This is a genomic window from Streptomyces sp. NPDC003035, assembly GCF_042888285.1.
In the GTDB taxonomy this organism is placed as follows: domain Bacteria; phylum Actinomycetota; class Actinomycetes; order Streptomycetales; family Streptomycetaceae; genus Streptomyces.
In genome coordinates, this window is sequence record NZ_JBIAPJ010000005.1 from 285,715 (window position 1) to 302,524 (window position 16,810).

A 16,810-nucleotide genomic window follows, 5' to 3' on the forward strand; every position below is an offset into this window, starting at 1 on the left:
TTCGGACGCCTAGGCCTTCGGGGCCACCTTCGAGAGGCCGTTGATGATCCGGTCCATCGCGTCGCCGCCCGTCGGGTCCGTCAGGTTCGCGAGCATCTTCAGCGTGAACTTCATCAGGACCGGGTGGGTCAGGCCCCGCTGCGTCGCGATCTTCATGATCTTCGGGTTGCCGATGATCTTCACGAAGGCCCGGCCGAGCGTGTAGTACCCGCCGTAGGTGTCCTTGAGGATCTTCGGGTAGTTGTGCAGGGCCAGTTCGCGCTGGGCCGGGGTCGACCGGGCGTGCGCCTGGACGATGACGTCGGCCGCGATCTGGCCCGACTCCATGGCGTACGCGATGCCCTCGCCGTTGAACGGGTTGACGAGGCCACCGGCGTCGCCGACGAGCAGCAGGCCCTTGGTGTAGTGCGGCTGGCGGTTGAAGGCCATCGGCAGGGCGGCGCCGCGGATCGGCGTCGTCATGTTGTCCGGGGTGTAGCCCCAGTCCTCCGGCATGGAGGCGCACCATGCCTTGAGGACCTCGCGCCAGTCCAGCTCCTTGAAGGCGGAGGAGGAGTTGAGGATGCCGAGGCCGACGTTGGACGTGCCGTCGCCCATGCCGAAGATCCAGCCGTAGCCCGGCAGGAGACGGTCCTGTGGGCCGCGCCGGTCCCACAGCTCCAGCCAGGACTCCAGGTAGTCGTCGTCGTGGCGGGGGCTGGTGAAGTACGTCCGTACGGCCACGCCCATCGGCCGGTCCTCGCGCCGGTGCAGGCCCATGGCGAGGGAGAGCCGGGTCGAGTTGCCGTCGGCGGCGACGACGAGCGGCGCGTGGAAGGTGACCTCGCGCTTCTCCTCGCCGAGCTTGGCGGTCACGCCCGTGATCCGGCCGGTGCGGTCGTCGATGACCGGGGCGCCGACGTTGCAGCGCTCGTACAGCCGCGCGCCCGCCTTCTGGGCCTGCCGGGCGAGCTGCTCGTCGAAGTCGTCGCGCTTGCGGACGAGTCCGTAGTCCGGGTACGAGGCGAGGTCGGGCCAGTCGAGCTGGAGCCGGACGCCGCCGCCGATGATGCGCAGGCCCTTGTTGCGCAGCCAGCCGGCTTCCTCGGAGATGTCGATGCCCATGGCGACGAGCTGCTTCGTGGCGCGCGGGGTGAGGCCGTCGCCGCAGACCTTCTCGCGGGGGAACGCGGTCTTCTCCAGGAGCAGGACGTCGAGTCCGGCCTTGGCGAGGTAGTACGCGGTCGTGGAGCCGGCCGGGCCTGCCCCGACGACGATCACATCTGCGCTGTGCTCGGAGAGGGGCTCGGTCACGGCGTGGTCTCCCGAAGGGTGAGGGTCGAGGGCAGGTCGATTGCAGTCTATTGCGGAGGAATCAGGGTCTCGCGGGGCGGCCGGAGTTACGGCTTGAAGCCCCGGTGCATGGCCACGATGCCGCCCGAGAGGTTCCGCCAGGCGACCTTCGACCAGCCGGCCTTCTGCAGCAGCCCCGCGAGGGTCGGCTGGTCGGGCCAGGACTGGATGGACTCGGCGAGGTAGACGTACGCGTCCGGGTTCGAGGAGACCGCCCGCGCCACCGGCGGCAGGGCGCGCATCAGGTACTCCTCGTACACCGTGCGGAACGGCGCCCAGGTCGGGTGCGAGAACTCGCAGATCACGACCCGCCCACCGGGCTTCGTCACCCGGTACAGCTCGCGCAGCGCCCCCTCGGTGTCCTGGATGTTGCGCAGGCCGAAGGAGATCGTCACCGCGTCGAAGACGTCGTCGCGGAAGGGGAGCTTCGTCCCGTCGCCGGCGGTGAACGGCATCCACGGGTGCCGCTTCTTGCCGACCTGGAGCATGCCGATCGAGAAGTCGCAGGGCACGACGTACGCCCCCGCGCGGGCGAAGGGCTGCGAGGAGGTGGCCGTCCCGGCCGCCAGGTCCAGGATCCGCTGGGCCGGGCGGGCGTCGACCGCCTTGGCGACCTCCTTGCGCCAGCGCCGGTCCTGGCCGAGCGAGAGCACGTCGTTGGTCAGGTCGTAGTTCGCCGCCACGTCGTCGAACATCGAGGCGACTTCGTGCGGCTGCTTGTCCAGGGATGCTCGGGTCACCCGGCCATTGTGGCAGCCCTCCCACGACGGCCTTCGGGAGCCCTCCGGGCCACCGGGGATTCGGAGCGAAAAAATTTCCGTCGGCGCTTTCAACCTTTCCCGGGGACGCGCACTCAAGGAGGGGTGACAGTCAGGCAGCGGGGGACGGCCCCCAGGGAGGAAGGAGCGCGATGCAGACACCGCACGGCTCGGACCAGGCGTTCGAGGAGTTCGCCCGCGCCGGGCAGACGCGGCTGTACCGCACGGCGTACCTGCTCTGCGGGGAGGCCGAGACCGCCCGGGATCTCACCCAGACGACCCTCGCCAAGCTGTTCCAGCACTGGCGCCGGGCCGGTACGGCCGAGTACCCGCACGCCTACGCCAAGACCGTACTGACCCGCACCTTCCTCGCCGAGCGGCGCCGCCGACTGCGCGACCTGCTCGCCTTCACCAAGACCGGCGGGCTCGGCCCCGCCCCCGCGGCGGAGCACGCCGACCTCCGGGTCACCCTGCTCGCCGCGCTCGCCGAGCTCCCGCCCCGGGCCCGCGCCATGGTCGTCCTGCGGTACTGGGAGGACCTGAGTGTGGAGACCGTCGCCTCCCTCCTGCGCTGCAGCGAGGCGACCGTCAAGAGCCAGTGCTCCCGCTCGCTCTCCCGGCTCCGGGAGCGCCTCGGCGAGGCCCACCTCTACGCCACCGACCATCACGCCACCGGAAGCTGAGGCACGCCGTGGACAACACCAACGACGCCACACTGCTCAAGAGCGCCATGGACCGTACGACCGAGGAACTGCCACCGCTCCCCGACCTCGCGCCCGCCGCGATGGTCCAGGGCCGCAGGCGGCGCGCCCGGGCCCGCCTCGCCGCCGTCGGGGGGGTCTTCGGCGTGGTGACCGCCGCCGCGCTCGGCCTGACCGCGCTGCCGGGACCCGGCGCCGGCGTGACGATGCCCGCCGCGCCTCCGGTCGCCTTCCCGTCCGTGTACCGCACCCCAGTAGCGCTGCAGCCGACACCGGGCCAGCAGGCACCGGCGCCGGAGACCGGGGCCGAGGCGGAGCGCCGCGCCCAGTTCCAGCAGCAGGTCGCGGCGCTCCTGGACGAGCTGCTGCCGGCGACCGTGACCGACATCCGGCCGGTGGAGGGCCACGTGTCCCTCTACCGGATCTCCTCCGGCGAGCGGACCTTCCTCACCCGCATGTCCGTACGCCCGGCGGAGGGAGAGGCCCTCCAGGCCTGCGAGAGCGTCCCGGCCAAGCGGATGACCTGCGAGAAGGCGGACATCGGCGAGGGCCGCACCGCGCAGGCGTACACGATGCCGATCAACGAGCCCGACACCATGAGCGCGATCGTCATGTACGCCTACGGCCGCAGCCATGTCGTGCTCTCCGTCGATCCCTCGGACAAGACGGGGGCGACGACCGCCGCCTCGTCCCCGGTGACGGCGGATCAGCTGCTCACCGTCGCCCGGGACCCCCGCTTCACGGAGCTGGTGAAGTACGCCGACGACAACCCGGTTCAGGAGAAGCAGACCACGATCCAGGGCGGCTGAGCCTCGGCCGGTCGGTGTTATCGGCGCCGGAACACCAGGCGGCCGCCGAGCACGGTGGCCACGCAGGTGGCGGCGCCGTGGGCGAGCAGGCCGGTCTCGTCGGTCACGTCGAAGGCGGCCAGGTCGGCGGGTTGTCCCACGGTCAGCGGACCGTGGACGGTGCCCGCCAGGTCGTGGCCCTCCACGAAGGGGTCGAGGTCCGGGCCGTCCCAGACCGGCGGGGCCAGCAGCGGGGCGTTCGGCACTTCCCGCAGCCCGGCTCGTGCCACGGCCTGCCGCACCTCGGGCCGCGCCCCGATGCCCACGTGCGTCGTCCCGTGCGCCAGCATCCGCTGGATGCCCCGCCGCACACTGCCCGCCATCCGGGCCGCGTCGGGCGCGAGCGCGTCGAAGGCCGGACCGGAGATCGGGGCGGTGCCCAACTCGTCCGCCTCGCGCGGGTCGGGGTGGTACACCCGCGTGAGCAGCCAGTGCCCGTGCCACTGGCGCAGCCCGGGTGTCAGGACGCCCGGCCAGCGCCGTAGCCGCGCGTCCGGATGGGCGGCGGCCACGTCCTCGTACCGGCCGAAGGCCGCGATCTCCGCGTCCCGGACGGCGACCGCGCCGCCGGGCACGGGCGCGCGGCCCCCGCCCGGCAGCAGCACGTCCGCCGCGTGGATCGTCAGCACGGCGGCATCAGTTGGCGTTCAGCAGCTTCAGCTCGGGGTGCGCCGTGCCGCCCTCGATCGCCGTGGACGAGATGTGCGAGACGACCCGCTCGTCGACCGGGTCGTTCGCCGGGTCGTCGTGGACGAGGAGGTGCTCGTACGTCGTGGCGCGCTGGGCCGGGACGCGGCCGGCCTTGCGGATCATGTCGATGATCTCCATGCGGTTCGAGCGGTGCTTGGCACCGGCCGAGGAGACGACGTTCTCCTCCAGCATGATCGAGCCCAGGTCGTCGGCGCCGTAGTGCAGTGACAGCTGGCCGGCCTCCTTGCCGACGGTCAGCCAGGAGCCCTGGATGTGGGCGATGTTGTCCATGAAGAGCCGAGCCACCGCGATCATGCGCAGGTACTCGAAGATCGTCGCCTGCGTGCGGCCCTTGAGGTGGTTGTTCTCGGGCTGGTACGTGTACGGGATGAAGGCCCGGAAGCCGCCCGTCCGGTCCTGCACGTCACGGATCATCCGCAGGTGCTCGATGCGCTCGGCGTTCGTCTCGCCGGTGCCCATCAGCATCGTGGACGTCGACTCGACCCCGAGGCCGTGCGCGATCTCCATGATCTCCAGCCACCGCTCGCCGCTCTCCTTGAGCGGGGCGATCGCCTTGCGCGGGCGGGCCGGGAGCAGTTCGGCACCGGCGCCGGCGAAGGAGTCGAGACCGGCCGCGTGGATGCGCTGGATCGCCTCCTCCACCGAGACCTTGGAGATCCGGGCCATGTGCTCGACCTCGGACGCGCCGAGGGAGTGGATGACCAGCTGCGGGAAGTCCTTCTTGATGGCGGCGAAGTGCTTCTCGTAGTACTCGACGCCGTAGTCCGGGTGGTGGCCGCCCTGGAACATGATCTGGGTGCCGCCGAGCTCCACGGTCTCCGCGCAGCGGCGCAGGATGTCGTCGAGGTCGCGGGTCCAGCCCTTGGCCGTGTCCTTCGGCGGTGCGTAGAAGGCGCAGAACTTGCAGGCCGTGACGCAGACGTTCGTGTAGTTGATGTTGCGCTCGATGATGTACGTCGCGATGTGCTCCGTACCCGCGTAGCGACGGCGGCGCACGGCGTCGGCGGCGGCGCCCAGCGCGTGCAGGGGCGCCGAGCGGTAGAGGTCGAGCGCCTCCTCGGGAGTGATCCGGCCACCCTCGGCGGCGCGGTCGAGGACGGACTGAAGGTCGGCCTTCTCGGTCACCGGGTGGTCCCTTTCGGAGGGTGCTGCACTGACCGAGCCAGCCTACGCCAGCGCTTCTCAGGACTTCCGCAGGGTGCCCGTGGGACGGCCGGCCGCCTCCTCGTCGGAACGGTAGGCGAGGGTGCCGTCCGCGTTGCGGGTCAGGGTGAAGGTCGACGTCCCGCCGGTGCAGAGGCCCTGGGTGCCGGGGCGCTCGGGGTCGGTGCGGTCCGCGATGCGCAGTTCGGTGGCGGTGGCGGAGGCCAGCTTGCCGATGCCGTGGCAGCGGACGGTGGTGCCGAGGACGCTGATCGTGTGGGTGGTGCGGACGACGTCCTCGCCGGTGGTTCCCTCGGTGACGACGGCGGTGAAGTCGCCGTGCGGGGAGCCGTTGCGTTCGGTGGTGGGCCCGGTCCAGGTGCCGAGGAACGCGGAGGGGACGGAGCCGGGGGCGGGGGTGGGTGCGGTGGTGGGTGCGGTGGCGGCGGGCGGACTCGACGTGTTCCCCCCGGTCTTGCCGGCGTCGGCGCCCCTGCGGCCGCCGGGCATCAGGTCGAAGAGGTACCCCGCCCCCAGGGTCACGGCGGCGAGCGCCCCGGCGACGGCGAGCGCGACGCTGCAGCTGACCCGTCGCCCCGCCGCCACGGAGAGGGTCACCTGCCGCCGCGCGTCGCCGTCCTCCGCCTGGCCCTGGCCCTGGCGGGGAGCGGGCACGCCGGGGGGCATGGGCGGGGGTCCGGGCGGGCGGCCGGGCGGGGGGCCGAAGACGCCCGGCACCGGGTCCGTCGGAGCACCGAAGACTCCCGGCGGCGGTCCGGCGGGCGACACCGAGGGGACGGTGAAGGGGACGGGCCCCGAGACGTTCGGGTCGGGGAAGTCCGGGAAGGGCGCCGGGGCGAGGCCGGGAACGCCCAGCCCTGCTCCCCCGCTCACACCCGCTCCCGCACCCGCGTCGAGTTCCAGGAGGCGTACGGCGGTCCGGCTGATCTCCTCCACCAGCGGGCCCGGCAGCCAGCCGCCCGCCACCAGCGCCGCCGCGCCGGCAGGGGCGAGCGCGCCGGCGACCTCGGTCGGGGCGGGGCGGGCCGACGGGTCCTTCGCGAGGCAGGCCGCCGCCAGCTCCCGCAGCTCCCCCACCAGCGTCCCCAGCTCGGGCTCCTCGTGGACGACCTTGTAGAGGAGGGTGGCCGAGGTGTCGCCGGGGAAGGGCGGTGTGCCGGTCGCCGCGTACACGAGGACCGCGCCGAGCGAGAAGACGTCGGACGCGCCCGTCGCCCCGTGGCCGAGGATCTGCTCCGGTGCCATGTAGCCGGGCGAACCGAGGGAGACGCCCGTGGCCGTCAGCGACGCCGTGCCGTCCGTGGCCCGCGCGATGCCGAAGTCGATGAGCCGGGGGCCCTCCAGGGTGGCGATCACGTTCGAGGGCTTCACGTCGCGGTGGACCAGGCCGAGCCCGTGCACGCCCGTCAGCGCCTCGGCGAGGCCCGCCCCCAGGGTCCGTACCGTGTGCTCGGGCAGCGGGCCGACCGCCTCCACGGCCCGGGCGAGCGTCGGCCCGGCGACGTACCCGGACGCGACCCACGGGACGGCGGCCTCCGGATCGGCGTCCAGGACCGGCGCGGTCCACCGCCCGCCGACCAGCCGGGCGGCCTCCACCTCGCGCCGGAACCGGGCCCTGAACTGCTCGTCCAGGGCGAAGTGCGGGTGCACGATCTTCACGGCGACGGTCCGGCCGCCCTCGTTGCGGGCCAGGTAGACGCGCCCCATACCGCCGGAGCCGAGACGGCCGAGGAGCCGGTAGGCACCGATGGTCCTCGGTTCGTCTGCTTCGAGCGGCTGCATGTGTCCCCCGGATTCTGGTGGGCCGGATCACCCGATTCGGAACCGTACCCAGCCAACCGATCGCCCACCATGCCCCTCCTCCCCTCCGTAGTCACCCGCCGCGCCCGAAACACCCGGAGTCACCGATGAAACGCCTCTCCAGGATCCTCGCCGCCGCCCTCGCCCTCGGGACCACGGCCGCTCTGGTCAGCGGCTGCTCGGGGGAGGGCGCGCCCGTCACGTTCGACACTCCGAGATCGACGGCAGCGGCCGACACACCGCGCACGCCCGGGACCTCCGGGGCCCGTCGGGCGAACGTCCCCGAAACGGTTCTCCCCACCGGCCCCACGGCGCGTTTCACCACGGCCAACACCCTTGAGGACGGCACCAAGATCGGTGTCACCACGCTCTCAGGAGCGAAGTCCGGGTTCACGGGCAAGGTGTGGGTGTGGGCCCCGAAGCAGTATTTCGACCCGAAGTACGCCGAGAGCGGCTTCCCGGTCCTCGTGGCGCTGCCGGGCGGTAACGGTTATCCGGTGAATTACTGGATGGGTACGGACCTCAAACTGCAGTCGAGCATCAGCGCGTGGTCGAGGGAAGGGAAAAGCCTTCCGTTCATCGTCGTGATGCCCGTCCTCAACCCCGACGACAGGTTCTACTACGACGGCAGCGATATCCCGGGGCAGCCGAAAATGGGCACCTGGCTGACCGAGGACGTTCCCGATTTCGTCCGGGCGAATTTCCGTACGTTCGCGTCCCGCGACGGGTGGGCGTTCATGGGTTCTTCCTCCGGCGCCTTCGCCGGGCTGAAGGCCGTGCTCCAGCGCCCCGACCGGTTCAAGGCCGTGATCGCGTCCGGCCCCGACACCGTCCCGGACTCCCCGCTGTGGGCGGGCCACGAGGCGGAACGGCAGGCGAACAACCCGGAGAGGCTCGCCGCGGCGCTCTCCGCGAAGCCGGACACCGAGGGGAACCGGGTCTACGTGGCGTTCCAGATCGGGTCGGAGGAGTCGGGCGCTCCCCGGCTGAAGTCCTTCATGAAGAGCTACGGCAAGGGCCCGGTGAAGACCCGCCTCCAGGTCATCCAGGGCGGCGGGCACAACGCCAGGGGCTACATCCGGGGCATGGGGGACGGCTCGATGGAGTGGATCAGCCGCCACATGCAGGGACCGATCCCCTCCTCCTGAGGTCCTGGCCGCCGGGGCACCCCGGCGTCAGGCGAGCAGCTCGACCTTCACGTCCGCCGGGAATCCGGTCGTCGGACCGGTCCGGCGGGCGAACTCGCGTACCCCCGCCAGCTGCTCGGGACCGAAGCGGAAGTCCAGCGTCCGGAAGTACCGCTCCAGGAGCTCCGCATCGAAGGACTCCCAGCGCGCCGCCTGCTCGGCGACCTTGGCGACCTCCACCAGCGACAGATCGCGCGAGGCCAGGAACGCCTCGTGGACCTCGCGCACGGTCTCCGGCTCGCGGGCCAGGAAGTCCTTGCGGGCCGCCCACACGGCGAAGACGAAGGGCAGGCCCGTCCACTCCTTCCACATCAGCCCCAGGTCGTGGACCTCGAGACCGAGCCGCGGCGCGTCGTGCAGCGAGGCGCGCAGGGCGGCGTCGCCGATCAGGACGGCCGCCTCCGCCTCCTGCATCATCAGCCCGAGGTCGGGCGGGCAGGTGTAGTAGTCGGGCCGTACGTCGTACCGCTCGGCGAGCAGCAGCTGCGCGAGGCGTACGGAGGTACGGGAGGTGGACCCGAGCGCCACCCGGGCACCGTCCAGCTGCTTCAGGGGCCGCTGGGAGACGATCACACAGGACATGACCGGGCCGTCGCAGCCCACGGCGATGTCCGGCAGGGCGACGAGATCGTCCGCGTTGCGGAGATATTCGACGAGGGTGATGGGGCCGATGTCGAGGTCGCCGCGCACCAGCCGCTCGCTGAGCTTCTCCGGCGTGTCCTTCGTCAGCTCCAGATCGAGGAGCGTTCCGGTACGGGCCAGGCCCCAGTAGAGGGGGAGGCAGTTCAGGAACTGGATGTGTCCGACGCGGGGCCGGCTGCGCTGGTGGTCATCGGTTGCATTGTCCACATCGCGAGGCTAGCCCCGTCTCGTACGGTGGACATCGCCGGGGCGCGCGTGGCGCTCGCGTCAGCGCGTCGCGGGGTGCGTCAAACGTGTGGGTGACGTGATCTTTCCCTCTAGTGCGTCGCACACCCTGCGTGCTAGGCTCATCGCAAGTTGCAGTTTGGTTTCCCTTGCAGTACAGAGCCTGCGGAGCATGTAACCCGCAGGCTTTTGTAGTTTTCAGACTTCTTTGCAGGTTCTGGAGCAGGGCAACCCTTTGGCCCAAGGAGGGCTTATGGCTACCGGAACCGTCAAGTGGTTCAACGCTGAAAAGGGCTTCGGCTTCATCGCCCAGGACGGCGGCGGCCCGGATGTCTTCGTCCACTACTCCGCGATCAACGCCGCTGGCTTCCGCTCCCTGGAGGAGAACCAGCAGGTGAACTTCGACGTCACGCAGGGTCCGAAGGGCCCGCAGGCGGAGAACGTCACCCCGGTCTAAGTTGCCCGGATCGGCGATCGCGCACGGCTAGAGAAGTACCCAAGGAGCCCCGCTCCGTGCCTTCGGGCACGAGCGGGGCTCCTGCCTTTTTCGCCTGCCGCGTCCTTCACCGCTGTGCCACGCTGGACACATGACCGAACGCAAACCGCCCGGCGTCAGCTTCGAGTCATTCGTGGACAAGCAGATCCGCGAGGCCGCGGAGCGCGGCGAGTTCAGGAATCTGGCCGGCTTCGGGAAACCGCTCGACGACGACAACGCCCCCTACGACGAGCTGTGGTGGATCAAGGGCAAGATGCACCGCGAAGGCGCGTCCGTCCTCCCGCCCTCGCTGGCCCTGCGCAAGGAGGCCGAGGACGCGATGGAGGCGGTCGGGCGGGCCGTGTCGGAGGCGCAGGTGCGCCGGATCCTCGGCGAGATCAACACCAGGATCGCCGCGGCCCTGACGCGCCCGCCCGCGGGGCCGCCGCTGAACCTGAAGCCGTTCGACGTGGACGCGACGGTGGCACGCTGGCGGTCGGAGCGCGACGGCGGGTAGCCCCGTGGCACCGGCCGGTCCGTCATCGGCCGACCCTGCACCGGCCGGTCCGTCACCGGCCGCGCAGCATCCGCCGGGCGCGGGCCCAGATCCGTACCCGGTCGAACTCCTCCGCCCGCCAGTTCGTCGACGTCAGCGCGCCCCGTCCACGGTACGCGCGCATGATCTCGATGTGCGGCGGCCAGGCGACGAAACCCCCCAGGGCGGCCTCGTCGCGCCAGACGGCGACGGCGCCGCAGCGCCCGGCCGTGGGCAGCGTCCAGAGCCACATTCCGTACGCACCCTCCAGCTCCGGCCAGCCCGCCGCGAGTCGGCGGCCGGCGCGATGGACGCCGGGCAGGTCCCGGCGGCGGTCGAGCGTGAAGTCGGTGACGCTGACCAGCACCTGACCGCCGGCGCCCGGCCGTTCTCCCTCCCGGCCGGGCGTCCACGAGGACCTCAGCACGCGGTGCCGCCGGTCGGCTGCTCGGGTGTGCGGCCGAGCGCCGCGAGGATCCGGTCCAGGAACCCTGTCCCGGACCACGCGCGCGTGGAGGGGCCGTAACCGGTCGAACCGCTCCGTACGTGCCGATGCTCCCGAGCCTTCGAACTAATAAGCATGTGCTTACGATCTACTGGAGCTTACGATGTGTCAACGGGTACTTTCGTGGCCATGGAGGCCATGGAAGAGTCCCGTCCCGATCTCGCGGCGATGGTCGTGCCGCTCGGCCGCGCCCTGATGGCGGCGGAGCAGCCGGTCCTGGACGCCCACGGCGTGACGATGTGGGCGTACGCGGTCCTGCTGCACCTCGACGAGACCCCCATCCGCACCCAGGCCGCGCTCGCCGAGGCCATCCGGGCGGACAAGACCCGGATCATCGCCGTCCTCGACGACCTGGAGACGCGCGGTCTGATCCGCCGCCGCCCCGACCCCCAGGACCGCCGGGCGCGCCTGCTGTCCCTCACCCGCGAGGGCCGCGAGCTGCGGGACACCGTGCAGTCCGAGATCCAGAAGGGCGAGGAACGCCTGCTGTCCCGGCTCCCGGCGGCGGACCGGGAGGCGTTCGTCCGGGCGCTGCGGATCCTGGCCACCGACTAGGTGAACTCGGCCGCCTCCCGGCCGCGTCACCGGCCGCGCGGTCCGTCCCCGGCCGCTCCTCGATGGCCCACTGGGTGGAGCACACCGCACCGTCGAGCGAGGAGTGAGTGACATGAGGAGCGCCGACCTGCTGCTGGACGCGTTCGGCCGCGTCCAGGAAGCCGTGCACGGAGCCGTCGAGGGACTGACGGAGGACGAGCTGACCGCCAGGATCGACGAGGAGGCCAACACGATCGCCTGGCTGGTCTGGCACCTGACCCGGATCCAGGACGACCACGTCGCGGGCGCCTTCGGCACCGAGCAGCTGTGGACGTCCGACGGCTGGAAGTCCCGCTTCGGCCTCCCCTTCTCCGCGCGGGCGACGGGTTACGGCCACTCCAGCACCCAGGTCGCCGCGGTCCGGGCCCCCGCGGAACTGCTGCTCGGCTACTACGACGCCGTCCACGCCCGGACCCTGGAACACCTCGGGACCCTGACCAACACGGACCTCGACCGCGTCGTCGACGACGCCTGGGACCCGCCGGTCACCCTCGGCGTCCGCCTGGTGAGCGTGATCGCGGAGGACAACCAGCACGCGGGCCAAGCGGCGTACGTACGGGGCGTGGTGGAGCGGCGCTGAAGACCGGAGCGGCCCATGGGGCGGCGACGCCGCATTTCCGAGGGGTGGCGTACAACCATCCTTCGGGATCGCGAGTCTGATCCGGCGCAACGCATGATGCGCCTGGTCTTCCTGAGGAGATAACGCTTTGTCTCACGCCCGTCCCGCCCGTCGTCGGCTCGCCGCCGCTGTCGTCACCGTGCTCGCCGTCACCGTCGGCGCGAACACGCTGACCGCCCCGGCGATCGCCGCCCCGGCCGCCGAGGCCACGACGGAGGCGGCCGCGACGACGAACGTCGTCCCGTTCCCGCAGAAGAGCACCGTCCTGGGCGCGGGCGCGACGGGCTTCCTGACCCTCACGCAGACCCCGCCCCACGGCGAGGAGCCTTTTTCCGAGACGCGGTACTGGGTTCCTGCGGACGGCTCCGCCCCGAAGGAACTGAACTGGGGCGCCAAGATCGAGATGACCGGCTCGGAAGACATAGCCGCCTCCAACTGGGCCACGGGAGCCGACCTCACCGACATGGCGACGGGCCAGAAGCTGAGCGGGGTGTCCGTCGGCGGTGAGGTCGCGTACGCGGGAGCCGCCGGCAAGGCTCTCTTCACCAGCATGGTCAATGTGAACGGGGACACGGTCCTCCACATGAACGCGATCGGCGCGACGGGCAAGATGACGGCCGGCCTTCCGGGCGGCGCCGTACATGTCCGGGTCAGCGCCGGCACCGGCGATCACGCCCTGCTGACCTACACCGTCGAGACGGATGCGGCCGCCAAGGATTACGTGGCCACGCTCGACCTCGCCACCAACACGGTGGCCGAGACGTACGAGCTCCCCTCGACCCGCGCGGGCAACATCGCCCTCTCGGCGACGCACCTCGCGTGGGTCACGTACGACGCCTCCTCGAACGTCACGGTGGTGGTCGTCGACCGGATCACCAGGACGGTCCAGAACTTCAAGGTCGGCAAGGCCTGGCGGAAGGACGTCGAGGTCGGCCTGGTCGGCGGCTGGGTCACGTACGGCACCCGCAGTGGCCTCGACGACATCACCCCGGACCCGCTGTACGCCCTGACCGCGCGCAGCCTGAAGGACGGGACCACCACCCGCAAGCTCCTCGACCACACTCTGACGGCCGCTGTCGCACCCGACGGCGCCCAGATCGTGCGCGGCGGTACGGTCGCGCAGGGCGAGGGTCTCTACCGGATCGCCCCCGGCGTCGACGGCATCCCGGCCGCCACGCTCGTCGCGAGCAGCGGCGAGTCCACCAAGGTCGCCCTGCTGGGCACCAAGGTTCCCGCCGTGATCGACCTCGACCAGAACCGCGGCCAGGCGCAGCTCGAATGGCAGTTGTCCCGGTACAACGTGCGGGCCATCGTCATTCTTCGGCACGTACGGACCGGAAGGCTCATCGGCCGGGAGATCTACCACCCGACGAACGGGGCCGTGCGCTACGACTGGCTGGGCCAGCTCAACAACATGCCCATGAACGACGACAGCGCCTACAACGGTGACTACACCTGGGAGCTCACCGCCGAACCCATCAACGGCATCGGCCCGAACCTGGTCTCCTCCGGGACGTTCAAGGTCGTCCGCAAGGCCGCGCCGCACGACTACAGCGACAACGGCTCCCCGGACGTGCTCCTGCGCGACGGCTCCGGCCGGCTGTACCGCGCCGACTCTCACTACGATGTCCTCAACCGCCAGCTCGCCTCCGGGGAGCAGAAGCTCCTCGGCAGTGGCTGGGGTGGTTACAACCAGATCGAGGCGGTCGGCAACATCGCCGGAGCCGCCCACGGCGACATCGTGGCGCGCGACACCGCCGGTGTGCTGTGGCACTACCTCGGCAAGGGCGACGGCACCTTCGCACCCCGGTACAAGGTCGGTTCGGGCTGGGGCGGGTACAAGCAGATCACTGGTGGCAGCGACCTCAACGGCGACGGCAAGTCCGACCTCGTCGCCACCGACGGCTCGGGTGCCCTGTGGCTGCACAAGGGAACCGGAAGCTGGAGCGCCCCCTTCGCGCCGCGCGTCAAGCTCGGCACCGGCTGGCACGGCTACAACCAGATCGTGGCCACCGGCAACATCGCCGGAGCCCCGGCCGGTGACCTCGTCGGCCGCGACACCGCCGGCGTCCTCTGGCTCCACCTCGGCAAGGGCGACGGCACCTTCGCCCCCCGCATCAAGATCAGCGCCGGCTGGCAGGGCTACAGCCACCTCGTCGGCATCGGCGACGCCGACCGCGACGGCCGACCCGACCTCTTCGCCACCAACTCCGCCGACAACAGGACGTACCTGTTCAAGGGCACCGGAAGCTGGAGCGCCCCCTTCGGACCCCGCGAGCTCACGGGTCTGCCCAACAACAGGCCCACCTCCGTGGCCTGACACGACGATCTGATCTGATCGGCGGGCCTCGTCACACACGAGGCGCCGCGTACAACCATCCTTCGTGATCGCGAGTCCGACGACCCGGCGCAACGCATGATGCGCCTGGTCTTCCTGAGGAGAACTCACCTTGTCCCACGCCCGTCCCGCCCGTCGTCGGCTCGCCGCAGCCGTCGTCACCGTGCTCGCCGTCACCGTCGGCGGGAGCGCGCTGACCGCCCCGGCGATCGCCGCGCCGGCCACCGACAGCGCGGCCGCGTCCGACGTGACGACCACGCAGGACGTCATCACGATCCCCCCTGGCACCACGATCTTCGGTGGCACCGCGACCGGCTATCTGACCTCGAGCAAGGAATCCTCCTCCAGGAGCTGGATACGGGCCTCGGACGGCACCTCGGGTGGTAGCTGGATGTGGTACGTCGGGGTCGAGGCCACGGGTCTCGGAGACCTCGTTGCCGTCAACACCAACGACAGGTCCTTCCCCGAAGCCATACTCACCAACATGGCGACCCGGCAGAAGCTGTTCACGGTTCCCCTCCTCGGCCAGGAGTACGTGGGCGCCGCCGACAGGACCCTGTTCACCACCGTCGACAACGCGTCCGGAGGCAAGGACCTCCGCATGCACGTCCAGGGCACCAGCGACATGCCCACGACCGGCCTTCCGGCGAACGCCACGAGCATCGACGTCTCCCCCGGCACGCCCGGCCACGGCCTGGTGACCTACTCCACCGGCACGGGCGAGGCGGTCAAGCGGTACGTGGGGCTGATCGATCTCGCCACCGGAGCCGTGGCCGAGCAGCGTGAGCGCGCGAGCGACGGCAACGTGGCCGTCTCGGCGACCCACCTCACCTGGGTCGAGTACGACGCCTCCTCGAACGCCACGGTGGTGGTCGTCGACCGCTCCACCGGCATGCGTACGAACATGCCGATCGGCACCGCGTGGCGGGAGGACATCGAGGTCGGCCTGGTCGGCGACTGGGTCACGTACGGCACGCTCAAGGGTCTCTCGGAGGTCGAGCCGCACCCCCTGTACGCCCTGACCGCGCGCAGCCTGAAGGACGGGACCACCACCCGTAAGCTCCTCGACCACACCCTCGCGGCCGTTGCCGCACCCGACGGCACGCTGGTCGTCCGCGGCGGCACGGTCGAGCACGGGGAGGGCTTCTACCGGATCGCCCTCGGTGCCGACGGGGTTCCGACCGCCAAGCTCGTGGCGACCACCGGCGAGCCCACCAAGCTCACCCTGCTGAGCCAGAACGTCCCCGCCGTGATCGACCTCGACCAGAACGGCGGCCGTGTGCCGCTCGAATGGAAGGTGTCCCGGTACAACGTGGAGGCCAGGATCACCCTGCGCCACGTCCGGACGGGCAAGTCCATGAGCGCGAGCTTCATCCAGGCGCAGGATGGGGTCGTGCGCTGGGACTGGAGGGGCGAACTCATGTACGAGAGTGCGTACAACGGTGACTACACCTGGGAGTTCAGCGGCCGGCCGCTCAACGGCATCGGGCCGACCGTGACCTCGTCCGGCACGTTCAAGGTCGTCCGCAAGGCCGCGCCGCACGACTACAACGACAACGGCTCCCCGGACGTGCTGCTGCGCGACGGGTCGGGCCGGCTGTGGCGCGCCGATTCGCACTACGACACCTACAACCAGCAGCTGAATTCCGGCGAGCAGAAGCTCATCAGCAGTGGCTGGGGTGGCTACAACCAGATCGAGGCGGTCGGCAACATCGCCGGCGCCGCCCACGGCGACATCGTCGCCCGGGACACCGCCGGTGTGCTGTGGCACTACCTCGGCAAGGGCGACGGCACCTTCGCACCCCGCTACAAGGTGGGCACGGGCTGGGGCGGGTACAAGCAGATCACCGGCGGCAGCGACCTCAACGGGGACGGCAAGTCCGACCTCGTCGCCACCGACGGGACGGGAGCCCTGTGGCTGCACAAGGGAACCGGCAGTTGGAGCGCCCCCTTCGCGCCGCGCGTCAAGCTCGGCACCGGCTGGCACGGCTACAACCAGATCACCGCCACCGGCAACATCGCCGGAGCCGCCGCCGGTGACCTCGTCGCCCGCGACACCGCCGGAGTCCTCTGGCTCCACCTCGGCAAGGGCGACGGCACCTTCGCCCCCCGCGTCAAGATCGGTACGGGCTGGCAGGGCTACAGCCACCTCGTCGGCATCGGCGACGCCGACCGCGACGGCCGCCCCGACCTCTTCGCCACCAACTCCGCCGACAACAGGACGTACCTCTACAAGGGCACCGGCAGCTGGAGCGCCCCCTTCGGCCAGCGACAGGACACCGGCATGCCCAACAACAGGCCGACGTCCGTGGTCTGATCCGCGGCACAACAGCCCCGGGGCGGGACGTGGTCACCACGTCCCGCCCCGGGGCTTTC

At 71.1% G+C, this 16,810-nt stretch carries 16 protein-coding genes; 9 read left to right on the forward strand and 7 right to left on the reverse strand.

The window, feature by feature from the left end; translation table 11 throughout:
- Positions 1–9: 9 nt before the first annotated feature.
- Both ACFYV5_RS17985 and ACFYV5_RS17990 read right to left on the reverse strand, forming a co-directional pair.
- Complete coding sequence (locus tag ACFYV5_RS17985; RefSeq protein WP_355104905.1) at positions 10–1,293, reverse strand: geranylgeranyl reductase family protein; 1,284 nt, start codon at positions 1,291–1,293, stop codon at positions 10–12.
- A gap of 86 nt (positions 1,294–1,379) precedes the next feature.
- Positions 1,380–2,072, reverse strand: coding sequence for a demethylmenaquinone methyltransferase (locus ACFYV5_RS17990; protein WP_355104903.1), 693 nt, complete (start codon positions 2,070–2,072; stop codon positions 1,380–1,382).
- 170 nt (positions 2,073–2,242) lie between these two features.
- Here ACFYV5_RS17990 and ACFYV5_RS17995 point away from each other — a divergent pair, with 170 nt between their 5' ends.
- Together ACFYV5_RS17995 and ACFYV5_RS18000 are read left to right on the forward strand one after the other, a co-directional pair.
- Positions 2,243–2,773: a SigE family RNA polymerase sigma factor gene (locus ACFYV5_RS17995; protein WP_389169251.1), complete on the forward strand. Its 531-nt coding sequence runs from the start codon at positions 2,243–2,245 to the stop codon at positions 2,771–2,773.
- Between the two features lie 8 nt (positions 2,774–2,781).
- On the forward strand, positions 2,782–3,600 hold the full coding sequence (locus ACFYV5_RS18000) for a hypothetical protein (protein ID WP_355104899.1): 819 nt from the start codon (positions 2,782–2,784) through the stop codon (positions 3,598–3,600).
- Positions 3,601–3,617: 17 nt separating this feature from the next.
- Here the strand turns inward: ACFYV5_RS18000 and ACFYV5_RS18005 are convergent, their stop codons facing one another.
- Genes ACFYV5_RS18005 through ACFYV5_RS18015 form a run of 3 tightly spaced genes read right to left on the reverse strand, consistent with a single transcriptional unit; the run spans position 3,618 to position 7,296 of the window.
- Positions 3,618–4,268, reverse strand: coding sequence for a hypothetical protein (locus tag ACFYV5_RS18005; RefSeq protein WP_389169253.1), 651 nt, complete (start codon positions 4,266–4,268; stop codon positions 3,618–3,620).
- 7 nt (positions 4,269–4,275) lie between these two features.
- Complete coding sequence (mqnC, locus tag ACFYV5_RS18010) at positions 4,276–5,475, reverse strand: cyclic dehypoxanthinyl futalosine synthase (protein WP_355104895.1); 1,200 nt, start codon at positions 5,473–5,475, stop codon at positions 4,276–4,278.
- Positions 5,476–5,532: 57 nt separating this feature from the next.
- Positions 5,533–7,296: a serine/threonine-protein kinase gene (locus tag ACFYV5_RS18015; RefSeq protein WP_389169255.1), complete on the reverse strand. Its 1,764-nt coding sequence runs from the start codon at positions 7,294–7,296 to the stop codon at positions 5,533–5,535.
- Positions 7,297–7,421: 125 nt separating this feature from the next.
- Here ACFYV5_RS18015 and ACFYV5_RS18020 point away from each other — a divergent pair, with 125 nt between their 5' ends.
- Positions 7,422–8,462: an alpha/beta hydrolase gene (locus tag ACFYV5_RS18020; RefSeq protein ID WP_389169257.1), complete on the forward strand. Its 1,041-nt coding sequence runs from the start codon at positions 7,422–7,424 to the stop codon at positions 8,460–8,462.
- 27 nt (positions 8,463–8,489) lie between these two features.
- On the opposite strand, the gene ACFYV5_RS18025 is transcribed toward ACFYV5_RS18020, so the two are convergent.
- Positions 8,490–9,350: a menaquinone biosynthetic enzyme MqnA/MqnD family protein gene (locus ACFYV5_RS18025; protein ID WP_389169259.1), complete on the reverse strand. Its 861-nt coding sequence runs from the start codon at positions 9,348–9,350 to the stop codon at positions 8,490–8,492.
- 271 nt (positions 9,351–9,621) lie between these two features.
- Between ACFYV5_RS18025 and ACFYV5_RS18030 the strand changes: the two genes are divergently transcribed.
- Together ACFYV5_RS18030 and ACFYV5_RS18035 are read left to right on the forward strand one after the other, a co-directional pair.
- Positions 9,622–9,825: a cold-shock protein gene (locus ACFYV5_RS18030; RefSeq protein WP_014144190.1), complete on the forward strand. Its 204-nt coding sequence runs from the start codon at positions 9,622–9,624 to the stop codon at positions 9,823–9,825.
- Between the two features lie 130 nt (positions 9,826–9,955).
- Positions 9,956–10,360: a DUF1992 domain-containing protein gene (locus tag ACFYV5_RS18035; RefSeq protein ID WP_389169261.1), complete on the forward strand. Its 405-nt coding sequence runs from the start codon at positions 9,956–9,958 to the stop codon at positions 10,358–10,360.
- Positions 10,361–10,412: 52 nt separating this feature from the next.
- Here ACFYV5_RS18035 and ACFYV5_RS18040 read toward each other — a convergent pair whose 3' ends face one another.
- Complete coding sequence (locus ACFYV5_RS18040; protein ID WP_389169263.1) at positions 10,413–10,805, reverse strand: hypothetical protein; 393 nt, start codon at positions 10,803–10,805, stop codon at positions 10,413–10,415.
- Positions 10,806–11,012: 207 nt separating this feature from the next.
- On the opposite strand from ACFYV5_RS18040, the gene ACFYV5_RS18045 reads away from it, so the two are divergent.
- The 4 genes from ACFYV5_RS18045 to ACFYV5_RS18060 all read left to right on the forward strand — a co-directional run bounded on the left by ACFYV5_RS18045 (position 11,013) and on the right by ACFYV5_RS18060 (position 16,751).
- The gene (locus ACFYV5_RS18045) at positions 11,013–11,438 is read left to right on the forward strand and encodes a MarR family winged helix-turn-helix transcriptional regulator (RefSeq protein WP_355104882.1); all 426 of its coding nucleotides are present in this window, start codon (positions 11,013–11,015) and stop codon (positions 11,436–11,438) included.
- 112 nt (positions 11,439–11,550) lie between these two features.
- Complete coding sequence (locus ACFYV5_RS18050; protein WP_355104880.1) at positions 11,551–12,057, forward strand: DinB family protein; 507 nt, start codon at positions 11,551–11,553, stop codon at positions 12,055–12,057.
- Positions 12,058–12,184: 127 nt separating this feature from the next.
- Positions 12,185–14,416: an FG-GAP repeat domain-containing protein gene (locus tag ACFYV5_RS18055; protein WP_389169266.1), complete on the forward strand. Its 2,232-nt coding sequence runs from the start codon at positions 12,185–12,187 to the stop codon at positions 14,414–14,416.
- A gap of 130 nt (positions 14,417–14,546) precedes the next feature.
- Entirely contained in the window at positions 14,547–16,751 is a 2,205-nt protein-coding gene (locus ACFYV5_RS18060) for an FG-GAP repeat domain-containing protein (protein ID WP_389169268.1), read from the forward strand.
- The last annotated feature ends 59 nt before the right edge of the window (positions 16,752–16,810 follow it).